The following is a 23977-nucleotide window of genomic DNA, read 5'->3' on the forward strand; positions in this document are numbered from 1 at the left end:
TAAGAGACAGGGGGTGGGGGACGTGGTGGCCTGCCCGGCCACGGTGAACGGGCTGGAGAGCTGGTAGAGCAACGGCGTGCCCTGACTCGAGTCCGGGGCGGCGAAGGTGGTGAACGCGCGGTAGGAGCCGGCCGGCAGGGCCGGGAGCGCCACGGTCCAGGTGCCGTCCTCGCGCATGGCGGGCTGCAGGTAGCGGAACTCGGTCAGGTCCGAGCGGATGACGTAGCAGATGACGAACGCGCTCTCATAGGGCTGATACCGGATCACCGGTTTGCCGTCCGGGCCGTCGATGCGGAACTGGTAGCCGGTGGCCGCGTCGGCGGGCACGGCCTTGGCCGAGGGCACCAGGGTGTAGCCGTGCAGGCTGGCGCTCAGGCCGGTGCCGGTGGGCGCCGCGGCGGCCACCGCGGCGGTGGTGGGGGCGGCGGTGACGTCGCCCATCCCGGGCATGTCGCCCAGGCCGGTGGGGCCGCCCATCCCGGTCATCCCGGCGCTCGGCGTCGTGGCGGGCGCGGCCGAGCAGCCGGCCGGGCCGAGCGCGAGTCCGGCCGCCACCACGGCCGCGAGCCAGGCCGCGCCCGCCCGCGGCCGCCCGCCGCCCGGCAGCACGTAAAGATTCAGCATACTGATACGCCTCCGAGGGTGGGATGGCGCGGCCGTGGGCGGCACCGCGCCGGCTCGCGCCCCGCGGTGCCGCCCACGCCCGGTCCCCGAGGGGACTACGGACTCTGACAGGAGATGCTGCTGGGCTGTGCGGGCGTTCCGGTGTAGTCGGCGGTGAAGCCGAAGCTCGTGCTCGCGCCCGCGGCGAGCACGTTGTTCCAGCTGGCGGCGGCTACCGAGGCCAGCGACCCGGCTTGGGACAGGGTCCCGTTCCAGGCGCTGTTGATCGTCTCGCCGTCCGGCATGACCCAGCCGACCGTCCAGTTGTACATGGTGGCGGTGGTCGGGTTGGTCACCGTCACGGCGGCCTGGAAGCCGCCGGGCCAGCTGCTGGTGATGGAGTAGGTGGCGTTGCAGGGCACCGGGTTGGTGACCGGTACGGTGTCGCCGATGCCGGTCACCTGTCCGGTGCCGCCGTCGAAGAGCACGTCCGAGCAGCCGTAGAACGTCTCGGTGCTGTCCGACCGGGCCCAGATCGAGTAGATGATCTGGTAGCCGGTGTAGCCGGCGGGCAGCGTGGCGTTCCAGTAGTAGTAGCTGTCGATGCTGCCCGGGTCACCGACCGAGGCCGGGTTGGTCGCCGTGGAGAACGGTACCGGCTCGAGGTCTTCCCAGGTCAGCGGCTGGGTGGAGTCCCAGGTCGGCTTGGTGATGTAGAGCGAGAAGGTCCCCGGGTGCGCCGCCCACTTGTCGTACTTGATCTGGATGGTGGCACCGGAGGTCAGGTGGGTCTTCGGCCAGTTGGCGTTCGCCTGGTCGAATCCGGAGAAATCGTAGTAGTTGCTGTCGCCGCTGCACAGCGAACCGTCGGGTATCAGCTGGCTGGTCTCGCCGCTGGTGGCTCCCGACCGGTTGCCGACGGCGAACCAGTTGTAGAGCGGAGTGGTGCCGCTCTCCGCGACGGCCGCCTGACAGGCGGGATTCTGCGGTACCAGTTGCCCGGTCGACGTCAGCGCGTCCTCGTAGCAGAGGAACGTGCGGCTGCCGGCCGTCTCCATGGCGCCGTGGGCCGACGCGGGGGCCGCGAATAGAACCGTCGCCGCCAGCGCGCACAGTGTCGCGATGAGCGTGGAACGCAGAGATCTGCGTCGTTGTCGCAAAGTTCCCAGCCCTCCTCGAGGTATGGCGGGTGGATTGGTCGAGTTGAGCGTAAGAGCGCTGTCACGTAAAGTGAACGAGAATATTTCCGGAATGCTGCGTGGGTGTATTGATCCGCGCATCTCCGCAGGTCGGAGCGGGGTGAAAAGCAGAGGTCGGATGAAATCCGGTGAAACTTTCCACACTTTATCCGGCATCTCAATTCACGTGAACCGGCCGGCCGGGTTCACGTGTTTTCGCCGGGGGATGTCGCGCGCACTACGGCGTGCAGCGCGGCCGGATAGGCCGCGAGGACCACGAGCATCGGCGCCCGCGGCGGCCCGGCCGCGCCGCCGTCGCCCACCGTCGGCAGCACGTCGGCGACCACCCACTACCGGCCGCCACGGCCGCCGCCGAGCTCGCGGCGGATGGCCTGCCCGCCGAAGTGTCGTGACCCGAGCCGCGACCCGCGCCGCAGCCCGGTCATGCCGCCCGGACCGTCACTCAGGCCGAGGGGCAGGCGTGGATCCATTCCTCCCAGGTGTGGCCGCAGTCCAGAACCACGGGGGGTCGCGCGTCGCCGGCCAGCAGCCGCTGCTCGGCCACCCGCGTCTGCTCGTCGGCGGGGACGAACACCTGCATCCGGGCGCCGGGGGTGCCGTGCACGCCGAAGCTGTTCATCTCGTAGCGCAGTTGGCCCACGGCGGGCTGGAAGAAGACCCGCCGCATCCGGCCGAACTCGGCCACCTCCTTGCGCGACCACAGTTCGGCGAAGACGGAGCTGCGCCGGAGCAGGTCCTGGACGAACGCGTCCCAGTGCGGGTCGCCGATGTGGCGGGCGTAGCTGGCGCGCAGGGTGGCCACCATCGGCGGGATGGTCTCGTGCCGGTTGACGAAGGGGTGGCAGCACTCCGGCAGCATGAAGGTGCACCAGAAGGTGTTGCGGTGCGGGCCGGTCTGCGCGAGTACGGACGGGAAGACCGCGTCGAACCTGGCGTTGCTGGCGATCATGTCGAAGCGCTCGTTGACCACGGTGGCCATGTGGCCCATCGCGTCCAGGATCGGCTGCAGGGTGTCCGGCAGCGCGTCCAGGTCGCCCTGCGCCGGGGTCACGTCGGGCACCTGGGCCAGCACGTGCATGTGCTGATGCTCGGCGGTGTCCAGCTTGAGCGTGCGCGCGATGGCGTCGAGCACCTGGGTGCTTGCGTTGATCGGGCGGCCCTGCTCGAGCCAGGTGTACCAGGTCACGCCCACCCCGGCCAGCTGCGCCACCTCCTCGCGGCGCAGGCCCGGGGTGCGCCGGCGCGGGGCCGGGGGCAGGCCGGCCTGCTCGGGGGTGATTCGTTCCCGGCGCGAGCGCAGGAATTCGGCGAGTTCCGTCCTGCGTGCCGCGCTGCCGATCGTCGCCATGGTGTTCACGCCCCCGGTCTCACGCCCCGCGCCGCTGCCGGGTGCTGTCGCTACCAGGATAACCAGGCACTAGGTACCCGGATCATCAGTCTTCGACGATGGACGCATGACGACGCTCACCTCTGCTCCGGTATCCCCGTCCACCCCGGGGGCAACCCCGGCCGGCTCCGCGGCCTCCCGCCCAGGCGCCGTGCTCACCGTGATCCTGCTCGGCTACTTCATGGCGGTCCTCGACGTCGCGATCGTGAACGTGGCGCTGCCCACGATCCGAAGTACCCTGCACTCCTCCGGCGCCGGGCTCGAGCTGTCGGTGTCCGGCTACAGCATCTCCTACGCGGTCTTCATCGTCACCGGGGCCCGGCTGGGCGACCTGTGGGGCCACGCCCGGGTCTTGCGGTTCGGCCTCGTGCTGTTCACGCTCGCCTCCCTGGCCTGCGGGCTCGCCCCCGACACCGCCGCGCTGGTGGCCTTCCGGCTGGCCCAGGGCCTCGGCTCGGCCGCGATGATGCCGCAGGTGCTCTCGCTGATCCAGCGCACCTTCACCGGACCCGCGCGGCTGAAGGCGATGAGCCTGTACACCGCGGTCGTCTCCGGCGGCGCGGTGGCCGGGCAGGTGCTCGGCGGCCTGATCATCTCGGCGAACCTGTTCGGCTCGAGCTGGCGGCCGTGCTTCCTGGTGAACGTGCCGGTGGGCCTCGGCGTGCTTATCGCCAGTTTCAGGGTGCTGCCGAAGGACGCCGGCGAGCCGGGGCGCGGGCTCGACCCGCGGGGCCTTGCGGTGCTCACGCCGTCGGTGCTCGCCGTCGTGGTGCCGCTGGTCCTGGGACACGACGAGCACTGGCCGCTGTGGGGCTGGCCGCTGCTCGGCGCCGGGCTGCTCGGGTTCGCGCTGTTCGGCGCGGTCGAGGCGCGGGTGGGCCGGCGCGGCGGGTCGCCGGTGATCCCGGCCCGGGTGCTGCGCCACCCCGGCTTCGCGGTGGGGGTCGCCACCCTGGGGCTGTCCATGGTGCTGATGATGGGCCTGCTCTTCTCGATCACGCTGCACCTGCAGGGCGCGCTGCGGCTGAGCCCGCTCGGCTCAGGCCTGGCCTTCGTCCCGCAGGCGGTCGCGGTGTTCGTGATCTCGATGACCTGGCGGCGCCTGCCCGCGCACCGTTACGCGGCCGCGGTGGTCTGCGGCTTCCTGCTGCTCGCGGCGGTGCTGGCGGGGCTGGCCGCGGTGCTGCGCCACGGTGGCACCGGCGGGTTCGATCGCTGGGTCCTGATGACGCTGCTCGGGGTGGGCCTCGGGCTCGCCTTCAGTCCCCTGATGGGGCTGATGCTCTCCCGGGTGCCGGTCGCCGACGCGGCCGACGCCAGCGGCGTGGTCGCCACCGTGGCCCAGCTCGGCCAGGTCACCGGAGTGGCCACGCTCGGCACGCTGTTCCTGAACCTGGACGCGGCCGGCACCGTGTCCTGCTCGGCGCACGCGCTGACCGTGGTGCTCCTCGTGTCCGCCGGTCTTGCCGTGCTCGGCGGCGCCGCGGCGAGCCGGATTCCGAGGCCCGACAAGGCCTGACCGAGCGGTCCGCACTCTGGAATCCGCTTGCGATCTAGAGACGCAGCACTCGCATGAATGCGGGTGCTGCGTCGTCGCAGGGGTGTTTGATCATTTCCGTGACATGAGTGAAACATGAGTCCGCGGACTGTACGGGTCGATATGGCTTAAGGACTCTGACAATTGCGATCTTCATGAGTTCTTGATCGGATCGTGACGCGGCCCCACGTCCTGTGCGGGTATTTCTGCGCTACAAATTCAGCCAAGCACAATGCGCTTCCACAAACGCGCAGTGTGCCACCACCGGGCGAGCAAGAGCCCGAGGAACGGCAGCACCACCCCGCGCTGCGAGTTCGCGACGTGGGCACCGACGAGCAGCAGTCCGATCCACAAGATCGGCGAGTGCGTACGAGGAGATTGACATACTCATGTCCGGGATCAGAAGGCGGCGTCTGGCCGCCGGAATGGCCGTGCTGGGCGCACTCGCCTTGGCGGCGACGGCCTGTAGCAGCGCAGCGAAGACCGCGACGCCAGTAACGAAGTCGACGGCGGGCCTGAACACGATCAACAGCGGCACTCCGAAGAAGGGAGGGTCGATCACTGTCGGGATCGAAAAGGCGATCACGAACTGGAACTCGCTGGACGCCAACGGAAACACCGAGGACTTCATCTACGCGGAGAACGGCTTCTACGCCGCGCCCGGTTCGCCGTACGTCCCGAACCCCGACGGCTCGGTGTCGCTCAACACCAACCTGTTGACGTCGGCGACGCTGTCCAGCACCTCTCCGCAGACGGTCGTCTACCAGATCAACCCGAAGGCGGTCTGGAACGACGGGACGCCGATCACCGCCCAGGACTTCATCTACAACTGGCTGACCCAGGCCGGTGTGGACCCGAACATCAGCGCTGCCTCCACCTCCGGCTACATGGACATGGCCTCGGTCGTCGGATCCGGTGCCAACGACCAGACCGTCACGGTCACCTGGAAGACCGGCAAGGTCGACCCGGACTGGAAGGGCCTTTTCGACCTGCTCCCGGCCCACCTGGCCGCCCAGCACGGCTACAACACCTCGCTCACGCTCGCGCAGCTGACGGCGGAGACGAAGGGCGACAAGGGCCTCGAGGCCTCCTGGACCTGGTTCGACAACACCGTCCCGACCTGGTCCGACGGCCCGTACGAGGTGCAGTCGGCCTCCTCCGACGGAACCAAGGTCGTCGAGGTGCCCAACCCCAAGTGGTACGGCGCGACCGGCCCGTACTTGGACAAGATCACCTTCGTGACGATCTCGGACTCCACCCAGGAGGTCCCGGCGCTGCAGAACGGTGAGGTCAACATCATCATTCCGCAGCCGAGCCAGGACATCGTCACCGGTGTCAAGGCGATCGGCTCCAAGGTCAAGTACCAGGTCGACGCGGGTCTGACCTTCGAGCACTTCGACTTCAACATGCAGAACACCTTCCTCGGCGGCAAGACCGAAGCCGCGCAGGAGGACCCGGTCAAGCTGGCGCTGCGCCAGGCCATGTTCACCGCGACCAACCGCACCGCGATCATCGCGCGCACCCAGGGCCTGGTGGACCCGACCGCGAAGCCGCTCAACAGCCGCATGTTCGTGCCGAGCCAGTCGCAGTACGCGGACAACGTCTCGTCCTACGACCTCGGCAACGGCGACATCGCCAAGGCCACCCAGCTGCTCAAGACGGCCGGCTACACCAACATCGGCCCCGGCGAGCACCTGACCACCCCGAGCGGCCAGGTCGTGCCGACCTTCCTGATGCGCTACACCGAGGGCAACACCGAGCGCGCCACCGAGTGCCAGATCTTCGCCGAGGAGATGGCCCAGCTCGGTATCTCGATCAAGGTCGAGAGCACGGACGACCTCGGCGCCACGCTGACGCAGGCCGACGCCAACCACACCTACGACATCATCGTCTTCGCCTGGGTCGACACCCCGTTCTGGGACACCGGCAACGCGCCGCTGTACGAGTCGAACCCCGGCACCACGGTGACCGGCGGCAACTACGGGTTCTACACCAACTCGCAGGTGGACTCGCTGCTGCAGCAGGCCACGGACACCACGAACCTGACCCTGGCGGCCTCGCTGGAGAACCAGGCGGACAAGATCGTGTCGCAGGACTCGTACACGCTCCCGCTGTTCCAGAAGGACACCATGGTCGCGTTCGACTCCGACCTGGTGAACGTACGTGACAACCTCACCTCCGCGGGCCCGAGCTACAACATCCAGGACTGGGGCTTCGCGCAGTAAGCGGTAAGCACGACTCGCAACGGTTCACCCCGCGCGCGAACCGCGCGCGAACCTGACCCCGAGCGACACACCGGGGCGGGCCGGGCTCTCGTCGAGTCCGCCCGCCCCGGTTCCTTACGTCACGTCATCCGTGCCGGGGCGACCCCACGAGGGCCCGCCCGGCGCGGCCTCATCAGCGAGGCGCCCATGATCGCATTCACTGTTCGCAGACTGCTGGCATCGATACCGGTGCTCTTCGTCTCCACCCTGCTCGTCTTCCTCATCGTCGCCTCCTCCGTGGATCCGCTCGCCCCCCTGCGGGCGCGCAACCCCCCGATCCCGCAGACGACGATCCGGGCCGAGGCCGTCCGGCTCGGGCTGAACCACTCGCTGCCCCAGCGCTACTGGGACTGGCTCACCGGCCTGGTCCTGCACGGCAACTGGGGCACCTCGGTCTCCTCCGGCTACGACATCGGCCAGCGGCTGATCAGCTCCTTCTTCGTCACCTTCCGGCTGGTGATCCTGGCGATCCTGCTGTCGCTGATCCTGGCGATCGCGGTCGGCGTGCTCACGGCCGTGCGCCAGTACAGCCGGCTGGACTACGCCGCCACCGCGATCGGCTTCCTGTTCCTGTCGCTGCCGACCTTCGTGTTCGCGATCCTGCTCAAGTCCTGGGCGATCGAGTTCAACCAGACGGTGCGCCCCAACGGGCCGCCGATCATCGCGACGCTCTTCGAGGCCAGCCCGAACCCGCCGACCAGCTTCCTCGGCAAGATCGGCGACTCGGCCGGCCACCTGCTGCTGCCCACGATCGTGCTCGCGCTGGTCTCCTACGCGTCCTGGTCGCGGTTCCAGCGCGCGTCCATGCTCGAGGTGCTCAACAGCGACTACATCCGGCTGGCGCGGGCCAAGGGCCTGTCCCGGTCCCGAGTGCTGCTGCGGCACGCTCTGCGCAATGCCCTGATCCCGCTCTCCACCCAGGTCGCGCTCGACACCGCGGGCCTGCTCGGCGGCGCGGTGATCACCGAGACGATCTTCGAGTGGCACGGCATGGGCTACATGTTCATCCAGGCGATCGACAACTACGACCTCTACCCGCTGCTGGCGTGGCTGGTCCTGGCCTCGACGCTGGTCATCGTCTTCAACCTCATCGCCGACCTGCTCTACGCGGTCCTGGACCCGAGGATCCGTCTTGCCTGAGAAGAACAACGACGACGCACCGGTCCTGCTGCCCACACTCGGCGCGAGCCTCGACCAGTTCGTGCGCTCGGGCGGTATGCCGCAGCGCGAGTTCACGGTGAAGGCGCGCACCCAGCGCGAGATCGTCTTCCGCCGATTCCTCAAGCACCGGGCCGCGGTGACCTCCCTGATCGTGTTCCTTCTGGTGGTGCTGTTCGCGTTCGTGGGCCCGCTGCTGTGGAACCAGTCCTTCAACTTCATGTCGAACGACATCGAGGTGCCGCCGTCGGGCACGCACCCGTTCGGCACCGACAGCAACGGCTACGACCTGTTCGCCGACGTGATGCACGGCACGGCCAGGACGCTGGAGATCGCGCTGTCCGTCTCGATCGCCTCGACCGTCATCGGCACGGTCTACGGCGCCGTCTCCGGCTACTTCCGCGGCTGGGTCGACACGGTCATGATGCGTATCGCCGACCTGATCCTGACCATCCCGGCGATCGTGGTGGCCATCATCGTCTCGGACAAGCTCTCCGCGAGCATCTCCTCGGCCTGGTACTTCCTCGCCTTCATCCTCTCCGCGCTGTTCTGGCCGGTGTGCGCACGCATCGTGCGGGCGCAGGTGCTCTCGCTGCGGGAGAAGGAGTTCGTGGAGGCGGCGCGGGCGCTCGGGGCCAAGGACACGCGCATCATCTTCCGGCACATCGTGCCCAACTGTCTGGGTTCGATCATCGTGGTACTGACCCTCACCGTGGCCAACACGGTCCTGGTCGAGACCGCGCTGTCCTTCCTGGGCTTCGGCGTCCGGCCGCCGGACACCTCCCTCGGCACGCTGGTCAGCAACGGACAGACGGCGATCCAGGACGGCTTCCCCTGGCTGTTCTACTTCCCGGCCCTGTTCATCATCCTGATCGTGCTCACCATCAACTTCATCGGCGACGGCCTGCGCGACGCCTTCGATCCGCAACAGACAAGGGTGCGCGCATGAGCGAGTATTCCCGCCTTTCGACCGAGTCCGAAGTGCTGCTCGCGGTCGACAATCTCACCGTCGACTTCCCGACGGCCGACGGTGTGGTCAAGGCCGTGCGCGGGGTCTCCTACAACCTGCGGGCCGGCGAGGTGCTGGGCATCGTCGGCGAGTCGGGTTCGGGCAAGTCGGTCTCCTCGATGGCCGTGATGGGCCTGCTGCCGAAGTCGGCGCAGATCCGCGGCTCGATCTCCTTCCGCGGCGAGGAACTGCTCGGCCGCACCGAGAAGGAGTTCATGCAGCTGCGCGGCAGCAAGATCGCGATGATCTTCCAGGACCCGATGACCTCGCTCAACCCGGTCTACAAGATCGGCTTCCAGCTGGCCGAGGCGGTGCTGGCGCACCACGACATCGGCCGTGAGGCCGCGCGCAAGCGCGCCCTCGAACTGCTCGAGATCGTCGGCATCCCGTTCCCGGAGCGGCGGATCGACCAGTACCCGCACGAGTTCTCCGGCGGTATGCGCCAGCGGGTGGTGATCGCGATCGCGATGGCCAACAACCCGGACGTGATCATCGCGGACGAGCCGACCACCGCCCTCGACGTGACGGTGCAGGCACAGGTGCTCGAGGCGCTGCGCAGCGCCCAGCGCGAGACCGGCGCGGCCATGGTGCTGATCACCCACGACCTCGGCGTGGTGGCCGGGCAGGCCGACCGGGTGCTGGTGATGTACGCGGGCAAGCCGGTGGAGATCGGCGGCGTCGATGAGATCTACTACGAGCCGCGGATGCCCTACACCCTGGGCCTGCTCGGCTCGCTGCCCCGGCTCGACGCCGACCGGGCCGAACGGCTCACTCCGATCCAGGGCTCGCCGCCCTCGCTGCTCTCGCTGCCGCCGGGCTGTCCGTTCGTGCCGCGCTGCCCGCTGGCCAAGCCGACCTGCGACGAGCAGGAGCCCGAACTGGTGCCGACCGGCGAGCCGGGCCACTACGCCGCGTGCCACTTCAGCGCCTCGCTGATCGGCAAGCGCGCGGACGAGGTGTTCGCGGTCACCGCCGCGGACGCGGCCCTGCCGGCGTCCTACGGCGCCGAGATCGAGGGCGTCACCGGTCAGGTCACCGCGATCCCCGAGCAGCCGAAGGCGGAGCAGTCCGAATGAGCGCGACCGACATCGACCCGAGCGCCCCCATCCTCGAGGTGCGCAACCTGGTCAAGGAATTCCCGATCAAGTCCAAGGGCGTGGTGCGGCGCACCGTCGGCTCGGTGCAGGCCGTCTCCGGCGTGGACTTCGCCATCCGGCCCGGGCACACCCTGGGCCTGGTCGGAGAGTCCGGCTGCGGCAAGACCACGACCAGCCGGGCCATCCTGCACCTGCAGCCGGCCAACTCCGGCCAGGTGCTCTTCCAGGGCCGCGACGTGACCCGGATGTCGCGCACCGAGCTGCGGCGGATGCGCCGGGACATGCAGATCGTGTTCCAGGACCCGTACGCCTCGCTCAACCCGCGCATCACGGTCAGCGAGATCATCGCGGAGCCGCTCAAGATCCACGGCCTCTACGAGCCGGACGGGCGGGCCCAGGTGGCCGACCTGATGGCCCGGGTGGGCCTGAATCCGGAGCACGGCAACCGGTACCCGCACGAGTTCTCCGGCGGCCAGCGCCAGCGCATCGGCATCGCCCGCGCGCTGGCCCTGAAGCCCAAGGTGCTCGTGCTCGACGAGCCGGTCTCCGCGCTCGACGTCTCGATCCAGGCCGGCGTGATCAACCTGCTCGAGGACCTGCAGGACGAACTGGGCCTGGCGTACCTGTTCGTCGCGCACGACCTGTCCGTGGTCCGGCACATCGCCGACGAGGTGGCGGTGATGTACCTGGGCAAGATCGTGGAGATCGCCCAGACCACGGAGCTGTTCGAGCACAGCCAGCATCCGTACACCAAAGCCCTGATCTCGGCGATCCCGATCCCGGACCCGCGCCGGGAACGCGAGCGGGAGCGGATCCTCGTGGAGGGCGACGTGCCCTCGCCGGCCGATCCGCCCTCCGGCTGCCGCTTCCGCACCCGCTGCCCGCTGCGTCCGACCCTGCCCGAGGGCGACCAGGCCCGCTGCTCCGGCGAGGAGCCGACCCTGATCGGCCGCGGCCGCGGCGACGCGCACCGGGTGGCGTGTCACTTCGCGGGAGCGAACGACTAGCGCAGTGCTGTGGCGAACGACTAGCGCAGTGCGGGAGCGAACGCTAGCGCTGCGCCAGCGCGTAGCCGTTGCGGGACGAGTGTGCGGAAATCCGTTGTCCTGAACGTATTTCCGACACGCCGCGATACGCGGGTGAACCGCCCCGATCCCGGGAATGCTACGGGAAAGGGGCGGTATGCCCGAATATCGGCCTTCACTGGGGAGGGTGGTGCGACCGAGCGGGGAGTGTAACAGCCTGATCGGGTGGGCAGTGGCATACCGTGTTCTGCGATAACCCTACCCCACCTGCACCGATCCTGTTACGCTCCGACAAGATCGCTGGTAGTGTCCACGATCCGAGACGCCGAAACCCCCAGGAAACAACACGATCCCCAAGCTGTTTCTTGATCTGATCGTGACGCGGCTGCCTCTCCCGTCCAAGCCGAATCGTGCGGTAGAAAAACACAAGCAAAGCAAGAGTCTTCGCGGTTGTGACCGTAAGGCGAAAAGCTTCCGGTGCTCGGCCGGAGACCGGGGCCCTCGGCACACGGGGGTGAAGGCCTGCTGAAGGACCGTGTGGCGAGTGTGGGCCGTCGCACGGGAACGTTTCAAGGCCGGACGCCACCCGCGTCCGGTCTCTCAGGGATGGTCCGAGAAATCCTCGGGCGCCCGGCGAACGGTACGTACACACACGCTGCCGTGTATGCACCGGGCTGCCTGTGGCGAGTTGAGAAGGGTTGCCGATGGCTGCATACCTCCTGCGGAGGATGATCAACTATCTGTTTCTGGTGATCATCGCGGCCTCCGTGACCTACCTTCTCGCGGCGTGGATCTTCCACCCCGAGAACAACTGGCTGGCCCGCCATCCCCAGCCGAGTTGGTCGGTCATCCACGCGGAGCTCAAGGCCCGCAACGAGGACGAGACCCTCACCCCGATCTGGACCCGGTACGCGAACTGGGTCAACGGTCTGCTGCACGGCAACATGGGCATCGAGATCGGCGGCAACTCGGTCGCGCAGGACATGGGGCGGCGCATCGGCGTCTCCACCCGCCTGCTGGCCCTGTCCACGGTCATCGGCTCGATCGGCGGCGTCGTGGTGGGCGTCTGGGGCGCGGTGCGCCAGTACAAGCTGTTCGACCGGGTCAGCACGGGCGCCTCGCTGCTGATCTTCGCGATGCCGGTGTTCACCCTGGCGATCCTGCTGCAGATGTTCGCGACCTGGTTCAACAACGCGACCGGCACGCACTTCCTGTACTACGTCAACGAGGTCTCCAACCCCAACCAGCCGTTCTGGACCTGGTCCGACCTGGTCGACCGGTTCGAGCACCTGATCCTCCCCACGCTCAGCGTCTCGCTGGGGTCGGTGGCCTACTTCAGCCGGTATCAGCGTGCCACGATGCTCGACATCATGGGTAGCGATTTTCTGCGCACCGCCCGTGCCAAGGGTCTGACGAAGAACCGGGCCATCTTCAAGCACGGCGCGCGCACCGCGATCATCCCGGTGGCGACGCTGCTGAGCTACAACGCCGTGCTGCTGTTCACCGGAGCCGTGTTCACCGAGGTCATCTTCACCTGGCACGGGATGGGGGAGTGGTTCATCAGCAGCATCGGCCAGAACGACGTGAACTCCGTCGCCGCCGTCGGCATCTTCACCTCGATCCTGGTCCTGGTGGCCGGTCTGATCTCGGAGGTCATCACCGTCACCCTCGATCCGCGCGTGCGCGTCTGAGTCAGGAAGGCTCTCTCCCATGTCTCTCAACGCGAACGCCCTCGTCGACGAGGCCGGCTCGACCGACCCGATCGGCGACGGACCGCAGGTCTCCACCGGCCGCGGCCGCCTGGTGCTCAAGCGCTTCCTGCGCAACCGGGCCGCCACCATCGGCCTGGTCATCGTGGTCCTGATGTTCCTCTCGGCCTTCGTCGGCCCGGACATCGACCAGTGGAAGTACACCGACATCGACTTCGAGAACTTCCAGACCCCGCCGTCCGGGGCCCACTGGTTCGGCACCACCCAGACCGGCCAGGACATGTTCGCCCTGTGCATGCGCGGCCTGCAGAAGTCGCTCATCATCGGCCTGGTCGGCGGTGTGCTGACCACCGCGTTCGCCGCGCTGGTGGGCGCGTGCGCGGGCTACTACGGCCGCTGGGCCGACCGGATCCTGAGCTGGTTCATCGACCTGTTCCTGGTCCTGCCCTCGTTCCTGATGCTCTCCATCCTCTCGCCCTGGTTCCGCGGCAAGACCTGGATGATCCTGATCCCGCTGCTCGCGGCGTTCGCCTGGATGATCACGGCGCGGATCGTGCGGGCGCAGGCGATGAGCCTGAAGAACCGCGAGTTCGTCTCCGCGGCCCGCTTCATGGGCGTGCCGGGCTGGCGGATCATCCTGCGCCACATCCTGCCGAACATCGCCTCGCTGCTCATCATCGACGCCGTGCTGAACGTGGCGGCCACGATCCTGGGCGAGGTCAACCTCTCCTTCTTCGGCTTCGGCGTCCAGGCGCCCGACGTCTCGCTCGGCACCCTGATCGACACCGGGCAGCAGGACATCGGCTCCTACCAGTGGCTGCTGGTGTTCCCGATGGCCTGCCTGGTCGTGCTGCTGCTGGCGGTCAACATGATCGGCGACGGCCTGCGCGACGCCCTCGACCCGAACGCCCAGGGCGCCAAGTCGAAGGTCCGCCGGCCCAAGGCCGAGCGCCGGGATTCCACGCCGGTGCTCACCGAGCCCGTGACGGTCGAGGTCGATTAGCCGTGAGCCAGAGTTCTGAGTCCTTCCCCCTCCAGTCGCAGAACGGTCGCGCCGTGAGCCTGAACGACACCCCGGCCCTCGAGGTCGCCGACCTCGAGATCTCCTTCCCCTCCGAGGCCGGCGTGGTCAGCGCCGTGCGCGGAGTCAACTACCAGCTGCGGCGCGGCGAGGTCCTCGGCATCGTCGGCGAGTCCGGCTCGGGCAAGTCCGTCACCGCCATGGCGGTGCTCGGCCTGCTGCCGGAGACCGCGCAGGTGACCGGCTCGGTCCGGCTCGGCGGCCGCGAGCTGCTGAACCTGGGCGACAAGGAGATGTCGAAGATCCGAGGCAGGGAACTGGCGATGGTCTTCCAGGACCCGCTCTCCGCCCTCACCCCGGTGTTCACCATCGGCTCCCAGATCATCGAGGCGCTCCAGGTCCACCAGGACATCTCCAAGGCGGACGCGCGCAAGCGGGCCGTCGAGCTGCTCGACCTGGTCGGCATCCCGGACCCGCAGCGGCGGGTGGACAACTTCCCGCACGAGTTCTCCGGCGGTATGCGCCAGCGCGCCATGATCGCGCAGGCGATCGCCAACGACCCGGCCGTGATCATCGCGGACGAGCCCACCACCGCCCTCGACGTGACCATCCAGGCGCAGATCCTGGACGTGCTCAAGACGGCCAAGGACGTCACCGGCGCCGCGATCGTGATGATCACCCACGACCTCGGCGTGGTGGCCGGCTTCGCCGACCGGGTCATGGTGATGTACGCCGGGCGCCCGGTGGAGACCGGCGTGGTGGAGGACATCTACTACGAGCCCCGCATGCCCTACACCATCGGCCTGCTCGGCTCCATCCCGCGGCTCGACGACACCGAGCGCAAGGCCCTGACACCGATCGACGGCAACCCGCCGAACCTGAGCGCGCTGCCGGTCGGCTGCCCGTTCCAGGCCCGCTGCCCGATCGTGGTGGACGTGTGCCGCCAGGTCGAGCCGGTGCTCGAGCGGGCCGGCAGCGACGTGCACCACTCCGCCTGCCACCGGGCCGGCGAGCTGGTGACCGGCTCGCTGCCGGTGGACGAGGTCTACCCGGTGCCGGAGATCCCCGAGGCCCGCGCCGCGCGCATCCCGCGCGACCAGCGCCCGGCCGTGCTCGAGATCACCAACCTGCACAAGCACTTCCCGCTCACCCGCGGCGCGCTGGCCAAGCGTAAGGTCGGCGAGGTGCGCGCGGTGGACGGCATCGACCTGGAGATCCGGGCCGGTGAGACGGTGGGCCTGGTCGGCGAGTCCGGCTGCGGCAAGACCACCACGCTGATGCAGCTGCTCGAGCTGGTCTCGCCGGAGCAGGGCAAGATCGTGGTGCTGGGCAAGGACACCGCCAACCTGCACCAGAACGAGCGCCGCGAGCTGCGCCGCGACCTGCAGGTCGTCTTCCAGGACCCGATGGCCAGCCTCGACCCGCGCATGCCGGTCGGCGCGATCCTGGCCGAGCCGCTGCGCTCCTTCGGCCGCAAGAAGGCCGAGGTCTTCGCCCGGGTCACCGAGCTGCTCAAGCTGGTCGGCCTCGAGCCGGAGCACGCCAACCGGTTCCCGGCGGAGTTCTCCGGCGGCCAGCGCCAGCGCATCGGCATCGCCCGCGCGCTCGCGCTCGAGCCCAAGGTGGTCATCCTGGACGAGCCGGTCTCCGCGCTCGACGTCTCCATCCAGGCCGGCGTGCTCAACCTGCTCGAGGAGCTCAAGGCCAAGCTGGACCTGAGCTACCTCTTCGTGGCCCACGACCTGTCGGTGGTGCGGCACACCTCCGACCGGGTCGCGGTGATGTACCTCGGCCGCATCGTCGAGGTCGGCGACGTCGCGCAGATCTTCGACGCGCCCTCACACCCGTACACGCAGGCGCTGCTCTCCGCGATCCCGGTGCCGGACCCGCGCAAGGAACGCGAGCGCGCCCGCATCCTGCTCGAGGGCGACCTGCCCTCACCGACCAACATCCCCAGCGGATGCCGATTCCGCAACCGCTGCCCCAAGTTCCAGACCTTGGCGGAGGGCGACCAGGCCCGCTGCATCGGCGAGGACCCCTCGCTGCACGGACTGGACGAGCCCGGGCACGAGGCCGCCTGCCACTTCGCCGGCGCCCTGAGCGTGGTCTGACAGGTCAACACAGACGTCCGCTCCGCAGGGCTGCGGCAGGCGGAGGCACCACCGAACCTACGAGAAAAGGAGAGGCACACATGCGCCTCACTAGGTCGACCGGCGTCCTCGCCGCGTCACTTGTCGCTGTCGCCTTGGCGGCCAGCGCGTGCAGCAGTTCCAAATCGACCACGGCCCCGGCCAAGCAGGTCGCTGCTACACAGGAGCAGATCAACGCCCAGCCGGTCAGCTCCCTGCAGCAGGGTGGCACGCTGAACCTGAGCATGGAGCAGTGGTCCTCGCAGTGGAACATCTTCTCCGCGAACGGCAACGTGGACGCCGACACGCAGACGGTCATCTCCGCGCTGCTGCCCGCGCCGTACCACTACTCCGCCGACGGCACGCCGACCTACAACGCCGACTACCTCACCGGTGAGCCGGTCTCGAGCACGGTCGGCGGCAAGCAGACGGTGACCTACGAGCTGAACCCGAAGGCCGTGTGGTCCGACGGTACGCCGATCACCTACAAGGACTACGTCGCCAACTGGCAGGCCCTGAACGGCAAGACGGCGAACTACAACCCGACCTTCTCGGTCGGCTACGACCAGATCGCCTCGGTTGCCGAGGGCAAGAACGCGGACGAGGTCGTCGTGACCTACTCCAGCCCGTTCTCGGACTGGAAGTCGCTGTTCGCGCCGCTGTACCCGGCCTCGGAGTACGCCACCGCGGACGACTTCAACAAGAACCTGCTGACCTCGCTCGGCCTGTCCGGCGGTCCGTTCGAGCAGGGCTCGGTCAACCAGACCGACCAGACCGTCACCCTGGTGCCGAACCCCAAGTGGTGGGGCTCGAAGCCGGTGCTCGACTCGATCGTCTTCAAGACGATCTCCACCGACGCCACCGCGCAGGCCTTCGCCAACGGTGAGATCGACTCCTTCGACATCGGCGTCGACGCCACCGCGTACAAGACGGCCAAGTCGACCAAGAACGCGACCGTGCTCCAGGCCGGTGGCCCGGACTACCGCGCGCTGACGATCAACGCCCAGTCGGCCAACCTCTCCGACGTCCAGGTCCGCCAGGCCGTCTCCGAGGCGCTCGACCGCACCGCCATCGCCAAGTCCGACCTCGCGGGCCTGCCGGCCTCGCAGATCCTGGTGAACAACCACTTCTACATGCCCAACCAGAAGGGTTACACCAACACCTCGGGCGCCGTGGGCACCTACAGCGCCTCCGCCGCCGAGCAGCTGCTCAACGCGGCCGGCTGGACCCTGCCCGCCGGCGGCACCTACCGGACGAAGGCCGGCAAGGAGCTCGACCTGACCCTGCTGATCCCGTCGGACGTCTCGGTCGCCACCAACGAGTCCACGCTGATCACCGCGATGCTCAAGACGATCGGCATCAAGGTCACCACCACCTCCGAGGGCGACCCGTTCTTCACCGACATCGCCGCCGGCAAGTTCGACCTGACCGTCTTCACCTGGGAGGGCACGAACTACCCGATCAGCTCCAGCATCTCGCTCTACCAGAACATCCAGAGCGGCAACTGGGGTCAGAACTACGCCCGCATCGGTAGCTCCACCATCGACAGCGAGATGAACACGGCCGCGGGCCAGACCAACCCGACCACCGCGACCGCCGACATCAACCAGGCGGACCAGGCGATCTGGCAGGAGGCGGGCGTCATCCCGTTCTACCAGCGTCCGGAGCTCGAGGGTCAGGTCAAGACCCTGGCCAACTACGGTGCCTTCGGCTTCGCCGACATCGTGTGGCAGAACATCGGCTTCACCAAGTAGTCCGATGAGCGCGCGCGCCGCCCGCCGGCGCGCGAGCTGACGCAGTACCCGGCGACGCCCGCCTCCGACCTGGTCGGGGGCGGGCGTCGCATATGCGTATGTTGCATACAATTGCGTGGTCTTCTACTCTGGACGAGACCCGGATGAGATCGTCGACGATCGTGACGGGGTGTCAGGAGGGGGAGAGCCGTGTGGGGTCTGTGGGGGATGACCGCGCGCCGCGCGCGCACCCAGATCTGGGTGCTGCTGGCCGCGTTCCTCTCCGTGCTGGCCGCGAGCACGGCGCTGACCACCATCGCCTCCTTCGCCTCGGCCACCCGCGAGCAGACCGTGCTGCGGATGCTGCGCGAGGCGAGCCCGTCCCAGCTGCAGATCGAGCTGGACGAGAGCGCCGGAAACCTCGACCCGTCCGCCGCGCAGGCCGCGCTCACCCAGGACGTGCGCACCTATCTGCCGCAGCTGTCCGCGCAGTCCGACGCCGTCTTCTACGGTCAGACCGCTTACTCCCTGCTCGGCGCCGCCGCCCCGGCCTCCTCGCCGTCGTCCTCGGCAGCTCATCACGGCCACGGCGACCGCACCGCGATCCCGGCCGGCTCCGCCCCGCTCAGTTTCTGGGCCTCGGCGCAGACCTCCGCGCACGCCCGGCTGCTGCAGGGCCGTTTTCCGGCCGCGGCCACCGGCGACGTGCTCGAGGTCGCGGTGGCGCAGAGTGATGCGAAGACCCACCACCTGAGCGTCGGGTCGAGTTATCCCTTCTCCTCCTTCGGCGCCCAGGGCCGGATCCTGGTCGTCGGGATCTTTCAGCTGGACGCGGGCTCCGACCCCTTCTCCGCGCTGGTGCAACGGAATCTGGGCGTCGGCGTGCCGCTGCTGGTGGATTCGAGCGACTTCCAGGGCCTCACGCTGAACCTGGCCTCCGCCACCTATCTGGTGCGCCCCGACCTCGCCGGGCTGACCGGCGCCAACCTCGGCGCGGTGACCTCCTCCGTCAGCACCCTGACGAGCGTGCTGGCCTCCGACCAGAAGCTGGGCGGCTCGGAGTCCGTCCACGACGCGCTCTCCGCCCTGCTCGGCGGCGCGGTGCAGGCGCTGGCCGTGGCCCGTACCGCGATCGCCATCCCGTGCGTGCTGCTGCTGGCCGTCTCCGGCTGCGCCCTGGCCTTCACCGCCCGGCTGCTCGCGGCCGGCCGCCGCGCCAGCACGGCCCTGATGCTCGCGCGCGGCGCCCGGCCGCGCCAGCTCGCCGCGTGCGGCGCGCTGGAGGCGCTGGTGCTGTGCGCGCTGGCCCAGATCCCCGCGGTGTTCCTGGCCGGGCCGCTGGCCGGTCTCGTCTCCACCGCGGGCGCCGTGCCCGGGTTCGGCACCGCCGTGTGGGCCGCCGCGGCGGCCGCCTGGCTGGCCGGCACCGCCACCCTCGCCGGGTACGCCGCCCAGCGCCCGGTCGACGTCGAACGCAACCGCGGCAGCGCCGTGCTCGGCCTGGGCGCGGAGATCGCGCTGGTCGTGCTCGGCGTGCTCGCGCTGGCGGAACTCGCCGCGCACGGCCCGGCCGAGGCCGCGCAGGGTCTGGTGGATCCGGTGGTGGTGCTCGCGCCCGCCCTCGCCGTGCTCGCCTGCGCGGTGCTGAGCCTGCGGCTGATCCCCTTGGCCGGCCGGGTGATGCAGCTGCTCGCGGCCCGGGCGCGCAGCTGGGCCGCGCCGTACGGAGCCTGGTCCGCGGCCCGGGCCGGGCGCGCGTCCTCGGGCCCGGTGGTGCTGCTGGTGATGGCGATCGGCACGGTCGTGCTGGCCGGCGGGTACCTCTCCGCGTCGCAGCGTTCCGCCCTGGACCAGGCCGACTACAGCGTGGGCGCGGACGTGCGCGTGGTCGGGGTGAACGACCAGGCGCTCGAGATAGCCGGGGCCTGCGGTGCGTTGCCGGACGCGGCCGGCGCGGCCGAGGTGACCAGGCTGAGCGCGTCGATCGGCGCCGACGGCTCCGAGGGCTCGACCCAGATCCTGGTGGCCGACCCGGCCCGCCTGGCCGTGGCCGGGCAGCTGCGCGCGGACCTCGGCCCCGACGGAATCAAGGGCCTGACGCAGCCGCTGGTCTCCGCCGCCGCGGCCGGGCGGATCGCGCCGGAACCCGGGCTCACCCTGCCCGGCAGGCCGCAGGCCTTCGCCCTCGACCTCAGCCTGACCGGCGCGGTGGCGCGCACCGGCGGCAGTCTCCAGCTCACCTTCGCCGCCGACGCGGGCGAGGCGGAGTCGCTCTACGTCGCGGTGCCCGCCGGATCCTCCGCGCACATCCGACTGCCGCTCTCGCGCGTGCTCGGCGCCGGCACGGACGTGGCCTGGCCGCTACGGCTGACCCGGCTCAATCTTCTGATATCGCAGGCGGCCGCGGGCGGCCCCGCCGTGGCCGCCGGGTCCGGCATGGCGGTGCGCGAGGCCACCGCCGACGGCGCGAGCGTCGTCCTGCCCGCCGCCGAGATATGGAAGTCCACGACCACCCAGGCGCAGGGCACCACGATCGTCTCCGCCATCCCGACCGAGCGCACCCCGGTCACCGCGATCGGCGCGGTGGCCACGCCCGGATTCCTGGCCGCCGCGGGCAAACACGTCGGCGACACGGCGGTGATCGTGGTCGACGGGGTGCAGGTGCCGGTGCGGATCGTGGGCGCGGCGGGCGCGATCCCGACCGTCGCCCCGTCCGCCGACGGCCTGCTGCTCGACCAGGCCGACGTGGACGCGTACGCGCAGAGCGCCGGCACGGGCCTGGTCGGCACCCTGGAGTGGTGGCTGACCGCGCGCCCCGGCCGGATCGACGCGCTCGCCGCCGAGGTGGCCGGGCTGCCCGGACTCGGCGGCACCGTCAGCGACCGGCTCACCGTCCGCGCCGACTACGCCGCCGACCCCGTCCGCAGCGGCCCGGCCGGCGCCCTGCGCATCGCCGCTGTGGCGGTCGCGCTGCTCGCCCTCATCGGCTTCGCCACCCGCCTCGCCAACGAGGTCCGCTCCCGCGCCCGCGAGATCGCCATCGCCCGCGCCCTCGGCCTCGATCCCGGCCGCGTGGCCCTCGCCTTCGGCATCCAGCAGGCCTTCGAAGCGGTGGTCGCGGTGGTCGCCGGCTGCCTGATCGGCTCCCTGCTCGCGGACCGCATCGTCCCGGTGACGATCGTGGCCCGCAACGGCTCGGCCGCCATCCCCACGCCGGTCGCCGTCTCCCCCTGGCCCGAAGCCCTGGGCTCCGCCGCCCTGGCAGCCCTCTGCGTCCTTGCCGCGGCAGCCTGCGTCGGCATCGTGGCCGCACGGGTGTCCATCAGTGCCCTGCTGCGTACCGAGTCGGAGGCGAGCCGGTGACCGCCATGGCCGGACACGCGCGGTTGGAGACGCGGGCGCTGGCGCGCTCGGTGGGGGCGGTGCGCGGGCCGCTGGCCGTGTTGGCGCTGCTCGCCTTCGTGCTCAGCGGCAGCCTCATCGCGGGCGACCGGCTCGTTGCGGCGCACACCACCTCCGCCTTCCGCGCCTACCTCGCCGCCCAGTCCGCCGCGCAGACGGACCTGACCGCCACCTCCACCGTCTCCGCCGCCTCGGCCGCGACGCTCGCCGAGGCCACCGCGCAGACCAACGCGCTGGTGCCGAGCGGTCTGGCCGGCGCGGTCACGCCGGTGCACACGGCCGTGATCGCGCAGCCGGGGACCTGGCGCAAAGCGGCCGTGATCGGGCATCGTTCGGTCACCTGGGCGCCCCAGCTCAGCCTCGCCTCCTCGCCGCAGGCCACCGCGGCCGCGCGCTACGTGCAGGGCTCGGCGCCCGCCTGCCCGGCCGGCGGATGCACCGCGGCCGGGGTGCTGCCGATCGGAGTGTCGCAGGCCACTGCCGACCAGCTCGGACTCGGCGTCGGCACCCGGCTCGTGCTCGATCCGCCCACCGGCGGCGCCGGGCTCACGGTCCAGGTCAGCGGCATCTTCGCCGCGTCCGGCGGCACGGGTGCGGGTGCTGGTTCCGGGCACGCGTTCGACGACCTCGGCACGCTGGTCCAGCCTCGGCTGGACGAGTGGGTGCCGCAGCTCGGTCCGTACGCGGGGCAGTCGAACATGCAGTGGGAGGCCGAGGTGCTCGTCCCCCCGGCCGCCCTGTCCGTCGTGACCACCTGGCAGCCGGCCCACGCCACCTGGCGCTACCACCTCGAACCGGACGGCCTCGCGGGCTCGGCCGCCGCGACGCTCTCGGCCGAGATCAAGTCCCGGATCAGCTCGGCGAACCTGCTCGGGCTCGGCGCCGCGTTCTCCGCCGACACCTTCTCCACCCACCTCGCGCCGACCCTGGACGCCTTCGCCACGCTCGACGCGTCGGCGAGCGCGCTGGCCGAGTTCGCCCTGGCCGGCACCGCCGCCATCGCGCTCGCCGTGCTCTTCCTGGCCATCAGGATCCTGCTGGGCCGGCAGAGCACCGCCCTCGCGCTGCTGCGGGCCCGCGGCGCCTCCGGAGCGGTCCTGGCGAGCTGGATCGGCGTGCAGGCCCTGCTGGTGTGCGTGCCCGCCACCGTGCTGGCCCTGCTGCTGTGTCGAACCCTGATATCGTCGGCCGGCCACGGCGCGCTGGAGTGGGCGGTGGCGGGCTGCGGCGCGCTCGGGGCGCCGGTGCTGGCCGCCTCGGTGGTCGCCCGTGCCCCGCGCGTGGCGTCGGCCTCGCGGCGGCGGCGCGGGTCGCGCTGGATCGGCCGGGGGACGGCGCTGCTGATCGGCGCGGTCGCCGTGGTCGGGGTGCGGATGCGCACCGGGACGGGCACCGGCGTGGATCCGCTCACGGCCCTGCTGCCCAGCGTCCTGGCCGTGGACGCCGCCGTTCTGGTCAGTATGCTGATACCGCTGCTGGTGCGCCCGGCCGCCCGGCTGGCCGGGCGCGGGCGGGGGCTGGTCGGCTACCTGGCCGCCGCGGCCGCCGCGCGCCGCCCCACCGTCGACCTGGTCACCGCGGGCGCGCTCACCGCCGCGGCCACCGCCGCCGTCTTCGCCTCCTGCTTCACCGCCACCCTCGGCACGGCCCGGGTCACCGAGTCCTGGCAGTACGTCGGCGCGGATCTGCGCGTCTCCTCCGTCGCGGGCAGCGGGGGCGCGCTGGATCCGGACGCGCTGGCCGCGGTCGCGGCCGCGCCGGGCATCGCCGCGCACGCCGAGGCGAGCGTGTTCGCCGAGCAGTCGCTGCTCGTGCCGCAGGGCGGGGTCTCGGTCACCGTCTACGTCGTGGACCCGGCCGAGTACCGCGGCCTGATCCGCGGCACGCCGCTGGACACCCCGGCGGTCGAATCAGAACTCGATGCCCTCAGCGCCGCGCACGGTTCCGCGGGCACGGTCCCGGCCCTGGTCTCCGCCGACCTGCTCGGCCTGGTCCAGGGGCTGCCCTCGGGCAGCGGGCCCACCATCGTGCTCGCCGAGAACACCCTCGACCTCGCGCCGCTCGGCTCGGCCGCCGCGTTCCCGCCGGCCACCGGCACCTCCTCGTACCTGGTGGTCCCGCGCGCGGGCCTGAGCCAGGCGCTGCCCGCGTTCCAGACCGGCAGCACGGTGGCCTGGTACACCTACAAGCCCGGCGTCACCGCGCCGCCCGCGGCCGCCGCGCGGGTCCCGGCCTCGGCCGTGGCCACCCGGGCCGAGACGATGGGCGGGTACGGCAACGATCTGCTCTCCGCCCTGTCCGCCTGGATCAGCCGCGCCGCCGGGGTGCTTGACGTGCTGCTCGCCGCGGCCTGCGTGCTGCTCGCGGCGGCCGCGACGGCCAAGGCCAGGGCGGCCTCCAGCGCGTTCCTGCTCACCATGGGCACCCGGCGGCGCTCCGCCGCGGCGGTCTCCGTGTTCGAGACGGTCCCGATGCTGCTGGCCATCGGCGTGGCCGCGGTGGCGGCCGGCTACGGCGCGGCGCAGGCCCTGCTGCCCGCCCTGGCCGCGATCGGCGGCGTGCCCCGGCCGACCCTGGCCACACTCCCGCCCGGCGCGCTCCTCGCGGCCCTCGCGGTGCCGGCGCTCGGCGTGCTGGTCACCACGGCGGGAGCCGGATTCGGCCGCGAGGCCCAGCTTTCCTTCCAACGAACAGGCGGGTGAGG

Annotated in this window: 15 protein-coding genes and 1 pseudogene; 12 read left to right on the forward strand and 4 right to left on the reverse strand. The window is 70.5% G+C overall.

The features are described from left to right. The 4 genes and pseudogenes from KDL01_RS16765 to KDL01_RS16780 form a co-directional block, all read right to left on the reverse strand. A pseudogene (locus tag KDL01_RS16765) lies at positions 1–624 on the reverse strand (hypothetical protein); the annotation flags it as partial. Positions 625–719: 95 nt separating this feature from the next. Further along, positions 720–1661: a lytic polysaccharide monooxygenase auxiliary activity family 9 protein gene (locus KDL01_RS16770; RefSeq protein WP_246576535.1), complete on the reverse strand. Its 942-nt coding sequence runs from the start codon at positions 1659–1661 to the stop codon at positions 720–722. 326 nt (positions 1662–1987) lie between these two features. Beyond that, positions 1988–2128, reverse strand: coding sequence for a hypothetical protein (locus tag KDL01_RS16775; protein ID WP_212529443.1), 141 nt, complete (start codon positions 2126–2128; stop codon positions 1988–1990). Between the two features lie 116 nt (positions 2129–2244). Further along, positions 2245–3150, reverse strand: a complete 906-nt coding sequence (locus KDL01_RS16780) for a helix-turn-helix transcriptional regulator (protein WP_246576537.1) — start codon at positions 3148–3150, stop codon at positions 2245–2247. A 106-nt stretch (positions 3151–3256) separates the two neighbouring features. Between KDL01_RS16780 and KDL01_RS16785 the strand changes: the two genes are divergently transcribed. The 12 genes from KDL01_RS16785 to KDL01_RS16840 all read left to right on the forward strand — a co-directional run bounded on the left by KDL01_RS16785 (position 3257) and on the right by KDL01_RS16840 (position 23975). Further along, positions 3257–4708 carry an MFS transporter gene (locus tag KDL01_RS16785; protein WP_212529445.1) on the forward strand — a complete coding sequence of 484 codons (1452 nt, stop codon included), beginning with the start codon at positions 3257–3259 and terminating at the stop codon, positions 4706–4708. A gap of 407 nt (positions 4709–5115) precedes the next feature. After that, on the forward strand, positions 5116–6951 hold the full coding sequence (locus KDL01_RS16790; protein WP_212529446.1) for an ABC transporter family substrate-binding protein: 1836 nt from the start codon (positions 5116–5118) through the stop codon (positions 6949–6951). A 186-nt stretch (positions 6952–7137) separates the two neighbouring features. After that, positions 7138–8130: an ABC transporter permease gene (locus tag KDL01_RS16795; protein ID WP_212529447.1), complete on the forward strand. Its 993-nt coding sequence runs from the start codon at positions 7138–7140 to the stop codon at positions 8128–8130. Continuing rightward, complete coding sequence (locus KDL01_RS16800) at positions 8123–9097, forward strand: ABC transporter permease (RefSeq protein WP_212529448.1); 975 nt, start codon at positions 8123–8125, stop codon at positions 9095–9097. The genes KDL01_RS16795 and KDL01_RS16800 overlap by 8 nt, the downstream gene beginning before the upstream one ends. Then, on the forward strand, positions 9094–10233 hold the full coding sequence (locus tag KDL01_RS16805) for an ABC transporter ATP-binding protein (RefSeq protein WP_212529449.1): 1140 nt from the start codon (positions 9094–9096) through the stop codon (positions 10231–10233). The genes KDL01_RS16800 and KDL01_RS16805 overlap by 4 nt, the downstream gene beginning before the upstream one ends. After that, positions 10230–11261, forward strand: a complete 1032-nt coding sequence (locus tag KDL01_RS16810; protein WP_212529450.1) for an ABC transporter ATP-binding protein — start codon at positions 10230–10232, stop codon at positions 11259–11261. The genes KDL01_RS16805 and KDL01_RS16810 overlap by 4 nt, the downstream gene beginning before the upstream one ends. A gap of 722 nt (positions 11262–11983) precedes the next feature. Next, positions 11984–12970, forward strand: coding sequence for an ABC transporter permease (locus KDL01_RS16815; RefSeq protein WP_212529451.1), 987 nt, complete (start codon positions 11984–11986; stop codon positions 12968–12970). 19 nt (positions 12971–12989) lie between these two features. After that, entirely contained in the window at positions 12990–13991 is a 1002-nt protein-coding gene (locus tag KDL01_RS16820; RefSeq protein WP_212529452.1) for an ABC transporter permease, read from the forward strand. Between the two features lie 53 nt (positions 13992–14044). Beyond that, positions 14045–16120, forward strand: a complete 2076-nt coding sequence (locus KDL01_RS16825) for an ABC transporter ATP-binding protein (RefSeq protein ID WP_212529453.1) — start codon at positions 14045–14047, stop codon at positions 16118–16120. 80 nt (positions 16121–16200) lie between these two features. Then, positions 16201–17892 (forward strand): ABC transporter family substrate-binding protein, encoded by a 1692-nt coding sequence (locus KDL01_RS16830; RefSeq protein WP_212529454.1) that lies wholly within the window; start codon positions 16201–16203, stop codon positions 17890–17892. A gap of 189 nt (positions 17893–18081) precedes the next feature. After that, on the forward strand, positions 18082–21234 hold the full coding sequence (locus KDL01_RS44580; protein WP_212529455.1) for an FtsX-like permease family protein: 3153 nt from the start codon (positions 18082–18084) through the stop codon (positions 21232–21234). After that, the gene (locus KDL01_RS16840) at positions 21231–23975 is read left to right on the forward strand and encodes a hypothetical protein (protein WP_212529456.1); all 2745 of its coding nucleotides are present in this window, start codon (positions 21231–21233) and stop codon (positions 23973–23975) included. The genes KDL01_RS44580 and KDL01_RS16840 overlap by 4 nt, the downstream gene beginning before the upstream one ends. Positions 23976–23977: the final 2 nt, after the last annotated feature.

This window comes from Actinospica durhamensis, assembly GCF_018139695.1.
GTDB lineage: Bacteria > Actinomycetota > Actinomycetes > Streptomycetales > Catenulisporaceae > Actinospica > Actinospica durhamensis.

What these genes read in the sequence shown, in the direction of transcription:
- KDL01_RS16810 (WP_212529450.1), top strand. Translation starts at nt 10,230, where the DNA reads ATGAGCGCGACCGACATCGACCCGAGCGCCCCCATCCTCGAGGTGCGC.
- KDL01_RS16820 (WP_212529452.1), top strand. Translation starts at nt 12,990, where the DNA reads ATGTCTCTCAACGCGAACGCCCTCGTCGACGAGGCCGGCTCGACCGAC.
- KDL01_RS16780 (WP_246576537.1), bottom strand. Translation starts at nt 3,150, where the DNA reads ATGGCGACGATCGGCAGCGCGGCACGCAGGACGGAACTCGCCGAATTC.
- KDL01_RS16815 (WP_212529451.1), top strand. Translation starts at nt 11,984, where the DNA reads ATGGCTGCATACCTCCTGCGGAGGATGATCAACTATCTGTTTCTGGTG.
- KDL01_RS16830 (WP_212529454.1), top strand. Translation starts at nt 16,201, where the DNA reads ATGCGCCTCACTAGGTCGACCGGCGTCCTCGCCGCGTCACTTGTCGCT.
- KDL01_RS16770 (WP_246576535.1), bottom strand. Translation starts at nt 1,661, where the DNA reads ATGGAGACGGCCGGCAGCCGCACGTTCCTCTGCTACGAGGACGCGCTG.
- KDL01_RS16790 (WP_212529446.1), top strand. Translation starts at nt 5,116, where the DNA reads ATGTCCGGGATCAGAAGGCGGCGTCTGGCCGCCGGAATGGCCGTGCTG.
- KDL01_RS16795 (WP_212529447.1), top strand. Translation starts at nt 7,138, where the DNA reads ATGATCGCATTCACTGTTCGCAGACTGCTGGCATCGATACCGGTGCTC.
- KDL01_RS16785 (WP_212529445.1), top strand. Translation starts at nt 3,257, where the DNA reads ATGACGACGCTCACCTCTGCTCCGGTATCCCCGTCCACCCCGGGGGCA.
- KDL01_RS16805 (WP_212529449.1), top strand. Translation starts at nt 9,094, where the DNA reads ATGAGCGAGTATTCCCGCCTTTCGACCGAGTCCGAAGTGCTGCTCGCG.